Raw genomic sequence first — 15,051 nt, forward strand, 5'->3', positions numbered from 1 at the left:
ATGATGAGATTTTCGTATTTATAGTTTTTTTAGATATCAGAAACTGAACTTTAAGTAACTAACTTAACAATATATAAAAAATAGCAGATGAAAATTTTAAATGTAAATAAAGATTTAATTTGACTTAGTTAGACATGCGCTAATCATATATTAAAAAACAATAAATTTACTTTGTCTTATTTTAAAGTGTAATGATATAAAATATATATCATTGGTATAGTTAATAAAAAGCCAATAGCAAGAGTACTATTGGCTTACTTATAGAGCGTGAAATACTAGATATCAACAAAAGTATCAGGATCAGGCCCCAACCGCTTTCCTTTATCTAGTTGTTTTATTTCAGCAACTTCTTCTTTTTCTAATTTGAAATCAAAGATATGGAAGTTTTCTTCAATACGAGAAGGGGTAACTGATTTAGGAATAACAACCAAGCCACTATCTAAATGCCAACGTAACACAATTTGTGCCGGTGTTTTTTGGTATTTTTCTGCCAGTTTCTGAATAATTGGTTGATCAAACACGCCTTCACCACCTTGTGCTAAAGGACTCCATGATTCTGTCACAATATTATGGGTGGTATTCCAAGCTCTTAATGAAGCTTGTTGCATCAATGGGTGAATTTCAATCTGATTAATGACAGGGGAAACGCCCGTTTCTGTAATAATTCGCTCAAGGTGCTCTTCTTTAAAATTACATACCCCAATACTTTTAACCAGTCCCTCTTTTTGTAACACAATCATCTGCTTCCAAGCGTCAAGGTATAGCTCGCGAGATGGCACTGGCCAATGCATTAAATAGAGATCAACATAATCAAGTTGTAATCGCTCAAGGCTTTCAAGTAATGCACCACGAGCATGGGATTGATCGTTGTTCCATAATTTGGTGGTAATAAATAATTCGTCTCGAGGAATAGTGCTTTGCTTTAATGCCTTACCAACACCTTCTTCGTTATGATAAATAGCGGCGGTATCAATCAGACGATAACCTGTGTCGAAAGCATGATGTACCGCTTTAATAACTTGATCATTATCTGCTTGCCAAACCCCAAGTCCAAGTTGTGGGATAGTGTTGCCATCAGATAGTTGGATCAATTTAGGATTACTCATTATATACCTCCAGTTGCCTTTAAGTACTTAGAGTGCTGCCATATAGATACGCTGGCTGACTTCCAAGGTGATATCCTGATGTTCACCGAGTGCGGTTTGTCCATGTTGTTGCAGTTTTTGCACTAAGGCTGGAATATCCGCTTCACTGATATTAAAGTCAGACAGCCGTGTTTTTAGTCCCATGCGTTCAAAGAATTTACGAGTCTCATTGATGGCGCTATCGATTTTAAATGCATCAGAGCCTTGATGGATTCCCCACACTTTTTGTGCATATTGGATCAACTTAGCGTATTTCTCCTGACGTTTTTCGTTTAATAGCGCGGGTAAGACAATCGCGAGGGTTTGTGCGTGATCAAGCCCGTGTAATGCAGTAATTTCATGGCCTAATGCATGGGTTGCCCAATCTTGCGGTACACCGACACCAAGAATACCATTAAGTGCTTGGGATGCTGTCCACATTATATTAGCACGGATATCGTAGTCTTGTGGTGAGGTGAGGGCTTTCGGTCCTTCTTCGATTAAGATCCTTAATAGGCCTTCTGCATACTCATCTTGTACAAGCGCATTTACCGGATAAGTGAGATATTGCTCTAAAATATGAATAAATGCGTCAACAACGCCATTAGCGGTTTGTCTTGGTGGTAAAGAAAACGTTGCAGTTGGATCTAAAATAGCGCAATGAGGATAAACATGTGGGCTAGCAAAACTTTGTTTATCCATCGTTTGTTTTTTACTGATCACGGAAAAACAATTGGTTTCAGAGCCAGTTGCTGGAAGGGTTAGTACACAGCTTAATGGCAGTGCTTTTTCAATTGCCTGACCTCGGCTAGTGACAATCTCCCAAGGCTCTCCTTGATAAGGTATTGCAGCCGCAATAAATTTGGTTCCATCAACAACGGAGCCTCCTCCTACAGCCAGTAAATGAGTAATACCGTGATAACGAGCGTAAGCAACAGCTTTCATTAGCGTTTCATACGAAGGATTGGGTTCAATACCGCCAAACTCATGAATTTGATACCCTGGTAAGGCCGCATGCACTTGATCAAGTATCCCATTGCGCTTAATACTTCCGCCGCCATAAGTTAATAAAATTCTTTCATTTTTCCCAATTTCAGAACGTAATTTTGCAATTTGTCCTTGACCAAAATGAATTCGAGTGGGGGAGTAATAAGTGAAATTTTGCATGGTTGTTTCCACCTTAATTTTATGTTCTTGATATGCTGTAGCATGACAAATCATTAGGAAAAATTATTTCACTGTATATAGACGGGATAATATGACATGACTATAACAGCGGGGTTATGAATGCGAGTGTTAAACCCTTTTTTTCATAACTATAGTTATTAATTGTAGTTAATTTATAAGGAGTAGTATGAAAAGTCATTATTTAACATTAAACCAAGCTCATTGGGATAAACAAGCCGCAATGCAAAATCAATGGTCTAAACCCGTGGACGATAAAGAAATTATCGAGGCAAAAAAAGGAAACTGGAAAGTACATTTAACGCCGAATCCCGTTAAAAAGGAGTGGTTAGCAGATATTAAAGGTAAAAACATACTCTGCTTAGCTTCAGCTGGTGGGCAACAAGCACCTATTTTAGCTGCTGCTGGTGGCATTGTGACCGTTTTTGATTTATCTGAAGGGCAACTGAGTAAAGATAGCCAATTAGCACAAAAACATCAGTTAGCTTTAACTACTCAACAAGGGGATATGGCTGATTTATCGGTATTTTCTGATGAAAGTTTTGATATTGTTTTTCATCCAATTTCAAATCTTTATGTACCTGATGTTAATCCTGTTTGGCAAGAATGTTATCGTGTATTGAGAAAAAACGGGGTTCTTATGGCGAGTTTTTATAACCCTGTAGTTTTTGTTGATGACAGAAATCAGGCATTGCGTGCACAAGGATTAATGAGACCGACTTATCGTTTGCCTTATAGTGATCAAAATTCATTACCTTCAGATATTTTGCAAGAAAAAATTGCAAAGGGAGACGGACTTGTATTTGGTCATTCGTTGACAGATTTGATTGGTGGGCAATTAAGAGCAGGTTTTTTATTACAAGATTTTGTTGAAGATTTTGCTCCTCAGGCTCGTTTTTTAATTGATAGTTATATTCCAACATTTCTTGCTTCGAAAGCCATTAAAATATAATAAATCAATTAGTTGAAATATTACCATTACAATAATAAATCTGTTTTATAAATATCTTAATAGGATAGGAGATAAGAAAATGAACAACTGAACGTGTGTCACAGCATCGAATAATACATAAAAAACGCCATTATTTTCACTTTAAATAATGGCGTTTTTGGTGTTACTCGAAATGGCTTATTTGGCGCTGTTATTGCTACTTTTACGATGACGAATATACATCACAATAGAGCCAATTAAACCGGCAGTTAATAGTAATACTGGTAATGTCATAAGAATATTCATCACCAATGTTTCATGTTTTTGAATAAAAGGGATCAGGTTCAGTATATAACCTAATGAGACAATAAGACCGACCCATAAGAAGCCACTAATCCAGTTAAATAGTTGGAAGCGACGTTGTTGTAATTCAGATAAACCGGCCAAAGTTGGTAGTAATGTACGTACAAAACCGATAAAACGGCCAATTAATAGTGCGTACAGGCCTCGACGATGGAAAAGATCATTGGCTTTATGGTGATATTGTTCGGGTAATTGAGCCATCCAACGTTTGACCACTTTAGTATCACTTAGCCAGCGGCCTTGCAGAAATCCAAGCCAGCTACCAATACTCGCGGCAGTACCTAACACAATAATGGTTGGCAAGAAATGTAAAACATCTTTGGCAATTAATGCACCACAGAGAATTAATAATGTATCGCCGGGTAGAAATGCGGCAGGTAGAACCCCATTTTCCAGCATAATAATAACAAAAAGAACAATATAAATAATCCACAAAATATTTGGATCAGCTAGCACCATATAATCATGTTGCAGTAGCGCGTGAATTATCTCTTTTAATGTACCCATTCGGCGAACTCGCATCACAAAAAAACTATATGAGAGCTATTCTAACGTAAAAAGAAGATGATCGTTTGATTTAATCCCTGTGAAACCACAGGGATAGCTTTTTTTTAATAAAAAAAGAGATGAATTAGTTAGAAATACGTAAAAATGCTTGCTCTAGATCTTCAATTAAATCATCAATATTTTCTAAGCCGATATGTACTCTAAATAAGGTTCCTGCGAGAGTGGGCTGAGTGTCATATTGTCGCATCGCTTTAATATCATTGGGATGATAGCCTAAAATAAGAGATTCAAATCCACCCCATGAAAAGGCCATTTTAAACAGGGATAAGTTATCAAGAAAACGTGATAATTCCTCAGTGGTGAGGATCTTTTTTAGACTAAAAGAGAACAACCCATTACTTCCAGTAAAATCACGTTGAAAATAGGTGTGCCCCGGACAAGAAGAGAGTGCTGGATGGTAGACATTATCCACTAGCGGGTGCTGTTTTAACCAACGCGCAATTTCTAATCCACTTTGCTCATGTTGTTTCATTCTAACTGCTAAGGTTCTTAAACCACGAGCTGCCATATAAGCTGTATCCGGATCTGCGCACTGGCCTAATAAATACGTGTTTTCACGTAATTGTGGCCAACAACGTTGATTAGCAACAGCAAAACCTAACATACCATCTGAGTGACCAATAATATATTTGGTCGCTGATTGGATAGAAATATCAGCACCTAAAGTAAGAGGTTTAAGTAATAAACCTGCTGCCCACGTATTATCAATCATTATAATAATATTTGGGTTATAGTGTCTTACCACAGTGATAATACCTTGTAAATCTTGCACTTCCATCGTAATAGAGCCGGGTGATTCTAGAAAAACAATTTTTGTTTCAGGGCGTAATAATTGACTAATTTCAGTGCCGATTAAGGGATCAAAATAGGTTGTGGTGACAGAAAATTTACTTAATATCTGATCACAAAAATTTTGCGTGGGATCGTAAGCGGAACCAGTCACAAGGATATGACAACCTTGTTCAATAAACGCAAGAATAGATTGAGTAATAGCCGCTGCACCTGATGGAAATAATGCGCAACCGGTCCCTTGTTCTAGTTCGGTTAGTGCCTCTTGTAGTGCAAAATGCGTGGTAGTACCTCTTCGCCCATAAAATAGAGCGCCTTCAGCTCGTTTTTGGGTGGCTTCACGTTTTTGGGCAACCGTATCAAAAATAACCGATGAAGTTCGCTGTATAATAGGGTTTACTGCGCCTTGTGAATATTTTTTTGATCGACCACTTAATAGCAGTGAGGTTTCTGGTTTTTTTTGCGTCATCCTTTATACCTACTTGTTATGTAATGATGTGTTTACCCCAAGTTAATGCATTTTTTACTGAAGTACAAAAGAGGATCGCGACAGTTGATAAAATTTCACGTTATATGAAATAACGAAAAATTGTCTTAAAAATCGACAAATGAAAAAAAAATGGCTAAATAGTAATGATAATTACTATCAAAATGCTTCATGTTTGATATCATCTGAGCGTTTCTCTTTTTCCTGATGGCAACAGGATGATTGTAAATAAACGATTTTGGGTAAGTAGTGAAATAGAAACTTCATTACTGAATAGATAATTAGATAAGAAAGAGAGTAAAAGGCCAACTGATGCGTAATTTGACAGCTTCTATTATATTGGCAATCGGTCTGACAGGCTCTGCTTTTGCGGATACGACACCGGCTAAGCAAACTGAGCAACCTGCGACTACGGCCACTTCTTCAACCGCTTCTACACAGGGAACGGCGACTACAACGATTGCACCAACAGCAGAAAATACGGCAACGCCAACGGGGGAAGCAGCCAAAACGGCAACTTCTGAAACACCAGTGGCAGAAGAGAATACATCGACGAGTACAGGAGATGCTGCACAGACAGCTCTAGAGCCAGAAAATGCCACGCAAGGTGCGACACCTGAAATCGTCACTGGAGGGGGATTTGCTGAAGATCTCTCTGTTATGGGAATGTATCGCAATGCAGATCTCGTGGTAAAAAGTGTCATGATCGGTTTGCTACTCGCCTCTATTGTCACTTGGGCGCTGTTCTTTGCTAAAGGTAGCTACTTATTAGCATTACGTCGTCGTTTAAGAAATGAAAGTGCGCAATTAGTAGAAGCGAAATCCCTCAAAGAGGCATTAGCGATTAGCCAAAAATTTGGCAATAAAAGTGCGACAGCCGACTTTTTTAATGATGCTGAATTAGAGCGTACTTACTCTCAAGATAGTCACGTTGCATCTGGTATTAAAGAGCGTGTTGAGATGCGCATGGAGCGTCGTGTCGCGGCTATTATTCGTGAATTAGGACGTGGTAATGGTTATTTAGCGACCATTGGGGCAATTTCTCCTTTTATCGGTTTGTTTGGTACGGTTTGGGGGATCATGAATAGCTTTATTGGTATTGCGCATTCTCAAACTACCAACTTAGCGGTGGTTGCCCCCGGTATCGCAGAAGCATTATTAGCAACCGCCATCGGCTTGATTGCGGCTATCCCTGCGGTCATTATTTACAATATTTTTGCACGTATGATTTCCGGTTATCGTGGTGAAATTGGCGATATTGCAACAGGTGTAGTGACCTTAGTCAGTCGTGACTTAGATATTGAAAACAGCAAATCAAGGTAATGAATTATGGCAATGAATCTTGGTAATGATTCAGGTGAAGATAATGAATTGCATGATATTAACGTCACACCTTTTATTGATGTGATGTTAGTATTGCTGATTATCTTCATGGTAGCAGCCCCCTTAGCGACGGTTGATATTAAAGTCAATTTACCTGCTTCGAGTGCCAAGCCTCAACCTCGGCCAGAAAAACCTGTTTATTTGACGATTAAATCAGATAAACAGATTTTTATCGGTGAAGAGATGGTAACTCATGAGACGATGGCCAGTGTCTTGGATTCTATGACGCAGTCGAATAAAGAAACGACTATCTTTTTCCAAGCCGATAAAACGGTCGATTATGAAACTTTAATGGGGGCAATGGACTCATTAAGGAAGGCGGGATACCTCAAAGTAGGGCTAGTGGGGATGGAAACCGTATCATCGGGTAACTAATTTTTTACTCATATTATACTTAAAAATATCAGCACTCTATCAGTCATATTGCAATGATTAATAGAGTGCTTTTTTTATTCACCAAAGATATAAATATGGTTATCTTTTTGTACTATTTATTTTTCTAGTATATTAATAGTTGCGCTAAAATAAAATTTAGCTTTAGTGTTAAATGTTATTAATCGTCTTTAGATTAAATTTTGTATAGCAGTATTAATTAAATTACTTAAGTGATTATGTGCTGAATCAATTAATAATAAGTAGATACTATTATTAAAGTTCCAATAGTATCAATATTCGTTAACTATTCATATTTTTTCACTTTTTATTTGATAAATATTTTTGTTCTTATGGTAAATATAACTATAACCACATGATTAATAATGTTTTTATTGCTATTTGGTTTAAGTGTAAAAAAACTTGCGCAAAAAATTCTATTGGATATAATGCATCCCAAGTTACAAATTGAAACATGTTGTAACCTGTAACAACGCCTAATTTATTTATTATCTAAGTTTCCGTTTTGGTTACTTACTTTTTTTATTACACCAGGTAGATCGTTGTTTTCAGTCATTCAATTACTGATAAGTTGATTTTATTTACTTATCTATACTGCAACGGATATTTTGTCGGTTGTGAGTAAAATATAAAGAGAAAGGCAGAGAACTACACATAGCATTTTTATTATTTTAATAAATTTAAAAGCCATAGTACTTCGCGGTACTATGGCTTTTTGTTTTATTATGCAGCAAATGTGTGTTTCATCTTGTCTAGAGCCCGCTTATACCATCGGTTGTTTTCTTTCTATCTATCTATGCAAGTACCTGCTACACCAACAAATTGTTAACACTCTTAGCGAGGCGTTTTTAGATTTTGTGACACATTTTTCTGCTATGGTGCCAAAAACACATTATTACTTTGTCTTCGTCAGTATCAAGCATCAATTTGCTACCAATATTTAACATCAAAATTGAGTTAGCGTTATCCAGCTAGCAAAATCGCAATGTTATAAAATAACCATTAGTAATAATTTCAAAATAATATTAATTAGCTATTGTGGAGTATTTCTGGGAGATAACCACCGGTTGTTATAATGGATTACTTATCTAACAAGTCGTTTTTACGACACTAAATTGTTATTCCAAAAACGAATATACTTATAACTATATGAAAAATTATGAGAAAAACAGGTTGATTGATGGTTAAAATATAGACGGTTTAAGTATTGATTACGATAAAGTCATCAATAAAGAGCGTAATGAAGATAACTTTGTTGATTAATCAATCTAGTAATGAAATTAGAGATATTAATGTAATTATTTATTATTTATAAAATCCAGTTTTTAACAATTTATATAATGTAATACAAAGGTTGATAATATGAAAATAACCATCATATTTATAATTAAAAAAATATATTAAGTTATTTCTAATAATGTGGGTTGAAAATTAGAAATAATAAATTATTATTTTTGTATTATTTTAAATATATTGTCTTATAAATTGATTGTTTTTTGTGTTTTTTGTATCTAGTTGATTTTAAATGATTTGTATTATTTTTAATTAGCTCATTTTTTGATAATAAGAATTATTACTACTTATTTTATCATTACTATATAAAGAATAATTAATTTTAAATTGACCATATATATTAAAAATCCATCTTAAACATTAAATAGCTGAAACGTTTTTTCTCGCATAAAAGAATAATTTATTTTTTAATGAATTATCGCTTGATAATGATCAAGTCATTATTGTGTCGGAGTGTTAAAAAGGCGGTGTTTTAAAATTATTCCAATTAAAAATCATCATATCAGGAGAGATATATGGCCTTGGGGAATAATGTTTTTTCCCAACATGGTATTAACCGACGCGATTTTATGAAATTGTGCGCAGCGTTATCAGCTACCATGGGATTAAGCGGCAAAGCAGCCGCGCAAATGTCACAAGCAATGACATCACCTGAACGTCCACCTGTTATTTGGATTGGTGCTCAAGAGTGTACAGGTTGTACGGAATCTTTATTACGTGCGACTCACCCAACACTTGAAAACCTTGTTCTGGATGTTATCGCACTTGAATATCACGAAGTGCTCTCTTCCGCTTTTGGTTATCAAGCAGAAGAAAACAAACATAATGCGATGGAGAAATACAAAGGTAAATACGTCCTTGTTGTCGACGGTTCTATCCCTGACAAAGATGGCGGTATTTACTGTATGGTGGCAGGCAAACCTATTCTTGAGCATATCAAAGAAGCCGCTGAAGGTGCGGCGGCAATTATTGCTATCGGTTCTTGTTCTGCATGGGGTGGTGTGCCAGCTTCTGGAGGTAACCCTACTGGCGCTAAATCACTGGAAGCTATTTTACCGGGTAAAACAGTTATCAATATTCCAGGGTGTCCACCAAACCCACATAACTTCTTAGCTACAGTTGCACATATTATTACCTTTAATTCATTACCTAAGTTAGATAGCAAAAACAGACCGCTATTTGCATATGAGCGTCTAATACATGAAAACTGTGAACGCCGTCCTCATTTTGATGCGGGTCGTTTTGCTAAAGAATTTGGTGATGAAGGACACCGCCAAGGCTGGTGTTTATACCATTTAGGTTGTAAAGGACCTGAAACTTACGGTAACTGCCCAACATTAGAATTTTGCGATATTGGTGGAGGAATTTGGCCTGTTGGTATTGGTCACCCTTGCTATGGCTGTAATGAAGAGGGTGTCGGGTTTACGAAAGGTATTTTCCAACTTGCGAATGTTTATCAGCCAACACCAAAAGCACAAGTACCCGATGTTAACGCCAAAGAAGGTGGTGGTGTTTCTTATGGTGCAGCAGGCTTATTAGGTGCAGTTGTTGGTGCTGTTGCTGGGGTAAGTGTGATGGCTGTGCGTCAATTAGGCCGTGACAAAAATACCACAGGAGCCTCACAGGAGGATAAACGGTGAATAGGCGTCATTTCTTTAAGCTGGCATCAGGTGGGGTTCTCCTTGCGGGAATGGCACCCACTGCGAGTCATGCTGCGGCGCAGAACCGTCCTCCAATTCCTGGGGCTCTCGGTATGCTCTATGACTCTACACTCTGTGTAGGCTGTCAAGCATGTGTGACAAAATGTCAGGAAATTAATCATCCGGAACCCATGGAGCGTGGTGATACTTATGCTAATGGTGATCCGATCTGGTCAAACAATGACAAACTAAGTCCTTACACAAATAACATTATTCAAATTTGGCGTGATGGAACAGGTGAAAATAAAGATCAACTGGAAAACGGTTATGCCTTTATTAAGAAACAATGTATGCATTGCGTTGATGCTAACTGTGTTTCTGTGTGTCCTGTTTCAGCGTTAACCAAAGATCCGAAAACCGGTATTGTGCATTATCATGCAGATATCTGTACAGGTTGTCGTTACTGTATGGTGGGTTGTCCTTATAACATTCCTAAATACGATTATGATGATCCCTTCGGTAAGCTTTATAAATGTGAACTATGTAACCAAAAAGGGGTAGAGCGCTTAGATAAAGGCTTATTACCCGGCTGTGTTGAGGTTTGTCCAACAGGTGCTGTGATTTTTGGTACTCGTGAAGAGTTGCTTGAAGAAGCAAAACGCCGGTTAGCGAAAAAAGCGGGTGAAGAATATCACTATCCACGCCAAACCATTAATGGTGGCGATACTTATCTACATAAGATCCCAGAATATCAAGATCATATCTATGGTGAGTTTGAAGGTGGTGGTACGCAGGTGATGGTACTTTCCGCGGTGCCTTTTGAAAACCTAGGTATGCCAGAAGTGGCTCCATTATCAACGGGTGCGCGTTCTGAACATATTCAACATACGCTGTATAAAGGTATGGTTTTACCAATAGCAGCGCTTGCGGGCATTACTTATTTGGTTAACCGTAATAGTAAAAAACAAGAGCAGGAACACCATAAGGAGGATAACGATGTCGAGTCATGATCCTCGTCCACTTGGCGGTAAGTTATTTACTTTAGCTGTTAGAGTGTTTTTACCGCTTGCTGTGCTTGGTTTTATTCTTATTGGTAAGCGTTTGGTATTGGGTCTTGGGGATGTTTCCGATCTAAATGGCGGTTATCCTTGGGGTATTTGGATAGCCTTTGACTTACTTATCGGAACAGGCTTTGCGTGTGGTGGTTGGGCACTGGCATGGGCTGTTTATGTTTGTAATAAAGGTGAATTTCATCCCTTAGTACGTCCTGCATTATTAGCGAGCTTGTTCGGCTATTCGTTAGGTGGATTATCCATTGCAATCGATATTGGTCGTTACTGGAACATGCCTCACTTCTTTATGCCTCAATACTTTAACGTTAACTCCGTGTTGTTTGAAACAGCAACTTGTATGACCATCTACATTATGGTGATGGCATTAGAGTTTTTACCTGCACTACTGGAACGTTTAGGTTGGAAAGTTTCGTTAAGACGCCTTAATAAAGCGATGTTCTTTATTATTGGTCTAGGCGCCTTATTGCCAACCATGCACCAATCCTCCATGGGATCATTAATGATTTCGGCAGGTTGGAAGGTGCATCCTCTGTGGCAATCTTATGAAATGCTACCGCTATTCTCTTTATTAACCGCCTTTATCCTCGGTTTCACTATTGTTATTTTTGAAGGTTCTTTATTAAAAGCGAGCCGTACTATTAATGACGATGAAACACCGCTATTTACCAAGTTAACTAAAATCATAGAAGTACTTCTGATCACCTTCTTGGTATTACGTTGGGGTGAAGTGATCTGGAACGGTAAGCTGAGTTATATCGCTAAAGGGGATATGTTCTCTTGGTTATTCCTTGCAGAAAGTGCCTTGTTGTTTATTCCTCTGGTATTGATGCACCTGAAAAATAATCGTCGTAGCCCAAGAATGTTATTTGTCTGCGCATTATTTATGTTAGTGGGTGCGGCAATGTGGCGTATGAACTATTCATTAGTCGCTTATAACCCAGGCAACGGCTATCACTATTTCCCAACTGCAAGTGAGTTGTTGATTTCTATTGGCTTCGTTGCATTCGAAGTTACTGCTTACATTCTTATTATCCGTTTACTGCCGGTACTACCAGCACAAACAGAGTCAAATATACAATTAAAAAAGGCTGAGGTTAAATCATGAGCCAACGCATTACTATTGATCCTATTACCCGTATTGAAGGGCATTTACGCGTCGACTGTGAAATCGATAACGGAAAAGTCGTTAAAGCTTGGTCTTCCGGTACTATGTGGCGTGGAATGGAGGAGATCCTAAAAGGAAGCGATCCTCGTGATGCATGGATTATTGTGCAACGCATTTGTGGTGTTTGTACAACGGTTCACGCAATAGCCTCAGTACGTGCTGTAGAAGATGCCTTAGGGATGGATATTCCGGTTAATGCTCAGTATATCCGTAACTTAATTCTGGCTTCTCACATTATTCATGACCATATCGTCCATTTCTATCAGTTGTCTGCGATGGATTGGGTTGATATTACGGCAGCATTACAGGCAGATCCTGAAAAAGCCTCAGCGATGCTTAAAGGGGTTTCTCAATGGCAATTGAACTCTGCTGAAGAGTTCAGAAAAGTGCAGAAGAAAATTCAAGATTTGGTTGATAGCGGTCAGTTAGGTATTTTCGCTAATGGTTACTGGGGTCACTCAGCCATGAAATTACCTCCTGAAGTTAACTTGATTGCGGTAGCCCACTATCTACAAGCATTGGAATGCCAGCGCGATGCAAACCGCATTGTTGCCGTGTTAGGGGGTAAAACACCGCATATTCAAAACTTAGCGGTGGGCGGTGTTGCTAACCCAATTAACCTTGATGCACCGAATGTTCTCAATTTAGAACGTTTAATGTATGTAAAACACTTTATTGATAACTTGGGTGATTTTATTGAACAAGTTTATAAAGTGGATACTGCTATTTTTGCTGCTTATTATCCAGAGTGGTTAAAAATCGGTAAAGGGGCTAATTACTACTTATCTGTGCCTGAATTGCCTATTAATGGCAATAATACTGAGTTTTTACTCTCAGGTGGCTATATGGAAGGCGTTGATTTTTCTACTTATCGTCCAATCAAAGATTGGAAAGATCAAAACCTGAAAGACGGCATTGAAGAGAGTGGTAAACACGCATGGTATGAAGATGATGAACCATTAAAACCATGGGAAGGTTTAACTCGTCCTAAATACACCGGTTGGGATGAAAATAATAAATACTCATGGGTTAAGTCACCCACATTTTACGGCAAACCTGTAGAAGTAGGTACTTTAGCATGGTTAGTGTGTGGTTTAGCGGGTAAACATGAAGGCACAGTAAAACACTATAACGAAGTTAATCAGATCTACACCAAATTAACCGGTCAAACCTTGGTGACAGAGCAGTTAGAGTCAACTTGGGGACGCATTATTGGTCGTACCGTTCATGCTTGTGTATTACAAGATTCGCTTAACTTCTTATGGCAATCACTGGTTGATAATATTGGCCGTGGAGATACTGCTTCCTTTATTAAACCTGAGTTTGAGCCGGGTAAAGAGTATCGTGGCGTCGGTTTTGAAGAGGCTTCGCGCGGTATGCTATCTCACTGGATAGTCTTTAAAGATGGCAAAATCACAAACTATCAGGCAGTTGTTCCTTCAACATGGAATGCGGGTCCTCGTAACTTTAATGATGAACCGGGTCCTTATGAGTTATCACTAGTGGGAACGCCGGTGGCTGATCCTAACAAACCTCTGGAAGTGGTAAGAACCATTCACTCTTTCGACCCATGTATGGCTTGTGCTGTGCATATGGTTGATTTAACAGGTAAAGAATTAAGTAAGGTGAAGGTATTGTAATGCGTACACTTGTCTTAGGTATTGGTAATTTATTACTAAGCGATGAAGGCATTGGTGTTCGTATCGTAGAAGCGCTCGAAGAGCGCTTCTCTTTACCGGAGAACGTCGATGTTATTGATGGTGGCACATCAGGCATGGAAATTTTGCAAGATATTGCCGCAAGAGATTTATTGATTGTTGCTGATGCAGTAAGAAGCCAGCACGAGCCGGGCAGTATCTTTGTATTACATGATGATGATGTACCTGCATTATTTACCCAGAAAATTTCACCGCATCAACTCGGGCTATCGGATGTATTAATGGCTTTACGTATGACCGATGAATTTCCTCGCAAACTGATTTTAGTGGGTATTGAACCTGCTTCATTAGCGCCAAGTATGTCATTGTCAGATATTGGTCAGCAGTCGATGGAAATAGCACTTGAACAAGTGGTTAATATTTTGCGTGAACATGGGATCACCGTAACCCCTAAAGAGGTAACAGCATGAGTGAATTAAATTGGGATATCACGGGATACGATGAACCACCTATTGAATTACTTGAAAGCAGTTTTCGAGAGATTGCCAAAAAAGAGATGCAAGCATTGCCTTTTTATAGAGAAAATATTCCCGTAAAAGCGGGAGGATTTACTTTATTTGAAAAGCAATGGATTGGAACAATTTTAACGCCTTGGATGCTAGAGCTTATTGTGTTGCCCGGGCCATCACAAGAGTGGCCAAGACGTAAAATTGGTGAGCGTATCGCCTTAGCGCTTCCTTGTGGTCAGGTTAAATTTGTCGTTGGTGAACTTGCTAATGGTGCTCAATATCTGGCTTGTTCATTAATGTCGCCACTTGATCGCCATTTACAAGGTGAGCAAGCGGTTGAGTTAGCAGAAAACAGTGCAAAAATGGCTCTTTCTCTTCCTGTTCAGACACAATCCGTCACAGAAGTTGATTTAAGTCGGCGTTCCCTGTTTCGTGGTCAGTTAAGATCATAATGTAGAACGTTTACGCGACACCGAGTCAAATTCTTCTTA

The 15,051-nt window shown here is 38.3% G+C and carries 13 protein-coding genes; 9 read left to right on the forward strand and 4 right to left on the reverse strand.

All coding sequences use genetic code 11. The annotated features are described in order from the left end of the window. Nucleotides 1-275: 275 nt before the first annotated feature. Nucleotides 276-1,106, reverse strand: a complete 831-nt coding sequence (gene dkgA, locus HMPREF3129_RS14755) for a 2,5-didehydrogluconate reductase DkgA (protein ID WP_004245195.1) — start codon at nt 1,104-1,106, stop codon at nt 276-278. A gap of 27 nt (nt 1,107-1,133) precedes the next feature. Continuing rightward, the gene (locus tag HMPREF3129_RS14760; RefSeq protein ID WP_004248982.1) at nt 1,134-2,291 is read right to left on the reverse strand and encodes an iron-containing alcohol dehydrogenase; all 1,158 of its coding nucleotides are present in this window, start codon (nt 2,289-2,291) and stop codon (nt 1,134-1,136) included. Nucleotides 2,292-2,478: 187 nt separating this feature from the next. Between HMPREF3129_RS14760 and HMPREF3129_RS14765 the strand changes: the two genes are divergently transcribed. Continuing rightward, nucleotides 2,479-3,261, forward strand: coding sequence for a class I SAM-dependent methyltransferase (locus HMPREF3129_RS14765; protein ID WP_004245193.1), 783 nt, complete (start codon nt 2,479-2,481; stop codon nt 3,259-3,261). Between the two features lie 177 nt (nt 3,262-3,438). Here the strand turns inward: HMPREF3129_RS14765 and HMPREF3129_RS14770 are convergent, their stop codons facing one another. Both HMPREF3129_RS14770 and metC read right to left on the reverse strand, forming a co-directional pair. Next, entirely contained in the window at nt 3,439-4,110 is a 672-nt protein-coding gene (locus HMPREF3129_RS14770; RefSeq protein WP_004248983.1) for a DedA family protein, read from the reverse strand. A 124-nt stretch (nt 4,111-4,234) separates the two neighbouring features. Then, nucleotides 4,235-5,428 carry a cystathionine beta-lyase gene (gene metC / locus HMPREF3129_RS14775; protein WP_036919741.1) on the reverse strand — a complete coding sequence of 398 codons (1,194 nt, stop codon included), beginning with the start codon at nt 5,426-5,428 and terminating at the stop codon, nt 4,235-4,237. Nucleotides 5,429-5,758: 330 nt separating this feature from the next. Between metC and exbB the strand changes: the two genes are divergently transcribed. The 8 genes from exbB to hybE all read left to right on the forward strand — a co-directional run bounded on the left by exbB (nt 5,759) and on the right by hybE (nt 15,012). Continuing rightward, nucleotides 5,759-6,769, forward strand: coding sequence for a tonB-system energizer ExbB (exbB, locus tag HMPREF3129_RS14780; protein ID WP_004248988.1), 1,011 nt, complete (start codon nt 5,759-5,761; stop codon nt 6,767-6,769). 6 nt (nt 6,770-6,775) lie between these two features. Next, nucleotides 6,776-7,204 carry a TonB system transport protein ExbD gene (gene exbD, locus HMPREF3129_RS14785; RefSeq protein ID WP_004245188.1) on the forward strand — a complete coding sequence of 143 codons (429 nt, stop codon included), beginning with the start codon at nt 6,776-6,778 and terminating at the stop codon, nt 7,202-7,204. 1,826 nt (nt 7,205-9,030) lie between these two features. Continuing rightward, entirely contained in the window at nt 9,031-10,155 is a 1,125-nt protein-coding gene (gene hybO / locus HMPREF3129_RS14790; protein WP_004245185.1) for a hydrogenase 2 small subunit, read from the forward strand. Then, a complete protein-coding gene (hybA, locus tag HMPREF3129_RS14795) occupies nt 10,152-11,165 on the forward strand; it encodes a hydrogenase 2 operon protein HybA (RefSeq protein ID WP_004245184.1) in 1,014 nt (337 codons plus the stop codon). Before hybO ends, hybA begins: the two co-directional genes overlap by 4 nt. Then, complete coding sequence (gene hybB / locus HMPREF3129_RS14800) at nt 11,152-12,333, forward strand: Ni/Fe-hydrogenase cytochrome b subunit (RefSeq protein WP_004245183.1); 1,182 nt, start codon at nt 11,152-11,154, stop codon at nt 12,331-12,333. Before hybA ends, hybB begins: the two co-directional genes overlap by 14 nt. Then, entirely contained in the window at nt 12,330-14,033 is a 1,704-nt protein-coding gene (gene hybC, locus HMPREF3129_RS14805; protein WP_004248989.1) for a hydrogenase 2 large subunit, read from the forward strand. The genes hybB and hybC overlap by 4 nt, the downstream gene beginning before the upstream one ends. Beyond that, the gene (locus HMPREF3129_RS14810) at nt 14,033-14,521 is read left to right on the forward strand and encodes a HyaD/HybD family hydrogenase maturation endopeptidase (protein WP_004245181.1); all 489 of its coding nucleotides are present in this window, start codon (nt 14,033-14,035) and stop codon (nt 14,519-14,521) included. Before hybC ends, HMPREF3129_RS14810 begins: the two co-directional genes overlap by 1 nt. Continuing rightward, a complete protein-coding gene (gene hybE / locus HMPREF3129_RS14815) occupies nt 14,518-15,012 on the forward strand; it encodes a hydrogenase-2 assembly chaperone (protein ID WP_004245180.1) in 495 nt (164 codons plus the stop codon). Before HMPREF3129_RS14810 ends, hybE begins: the two co-directional genes overlap by 4 nt. Nucleotides 15,013-15,051 lie beyond the last annotated feature (39 nt).

The sequence above is a fragment of the Proteus sp. HMSC14B05 genome (assembly GCF_001808035.1).
In the GTDB taxonomy this organism is placed as follows: Bacteria; Pseudomonadota; Gammaproteobacteria; order Enterobacterales; family Enterobacteriaceae; genus Proteus; species Proteus mirabilis.

Excerpts from the sequence above, each read along its gene's own strand:
- exbB (WP_004248988.1), top strand. The coding sequence starts at position 5,759 with ATGCGTAATTTGACAGCTTCTATTATATTGGCAATCGGTCTGACAGGC.
- hybO (WP_004245185.1), top strand. The coding sequence starts at position 9,031 with ATGGCCTTGGGGAATAATGTTTTTTCCCAACATGGTATTAACCGACGC.
- dkgA (WP_004245195.1), bottom strand. The coding sequence starts at position 1,106 with ATGAGTAATCCTAAATTGATCCAACTATCTGATGGCAACACTATCCCA.
- hybC (WP_004248989.1), top strand. The coding sequence starts at position 12,330 with ATGAGCCAACGCATTACTATTGATCCTATTACCCGTATTGAAGGGCAT.
- hybE (WP_004245180.1), top strand. The coding sequence starts at position 14,518 with ATGAGTGAATTAAATTGGGATATCACGGGATACGATGAACCACCTATT.
- HMPREF3129_RS14770 (WP_004248983.1), bottom strand. The coding sequence starts at position 4,110 with ATGGGTACATTAAAAGAGATAATTCACGCGCTACTGCAACATGATTAT.
- hybB (WP_004245183.1), top strand. The coding sequence starts at position 11,152 with ATGTCGAGTCATGATCCTCGTCCACTTGGCGGTAAGTTATTTACTTTA.
- HMPREF3129_RS14765 (WP_004245193.1), top strand. The coding sequence starts at position 2,479 with ATGAAAAGTCATTATTTAACATTAAACCAAGCTCATTGGGATAAACAA.
- exbD (WP_004245188.1), top strand. The coding sequence starts at position 6,776 with ATGGCAATGAATCTTGGTAATGATTCAGGTGAAGATAATGAATTGCAT.
- HMPREF3129_RS14810 (WP_004245181.1), top strand. The coding sequence starts at position 14,033 with ATGCGTACACTTGTCTTAGGTATTGGTAATTTATTACTAAGCGATGAA.
- metC (WP_036919741.1), bottom strand. The coding sequence starts at position 5,428 with ATGACGCAAAAAAAACCAGAAACCTCACTGCTATTAAGTGGTCGATCA.
- HMPREF3129_RS14760 (WP_004248982.1), bottom strand. The coding sequence starts at position 2,291 with ATGCAAAATTTCACTTATTACTCCCCCACTCGAATTCATTTTGGTCAA.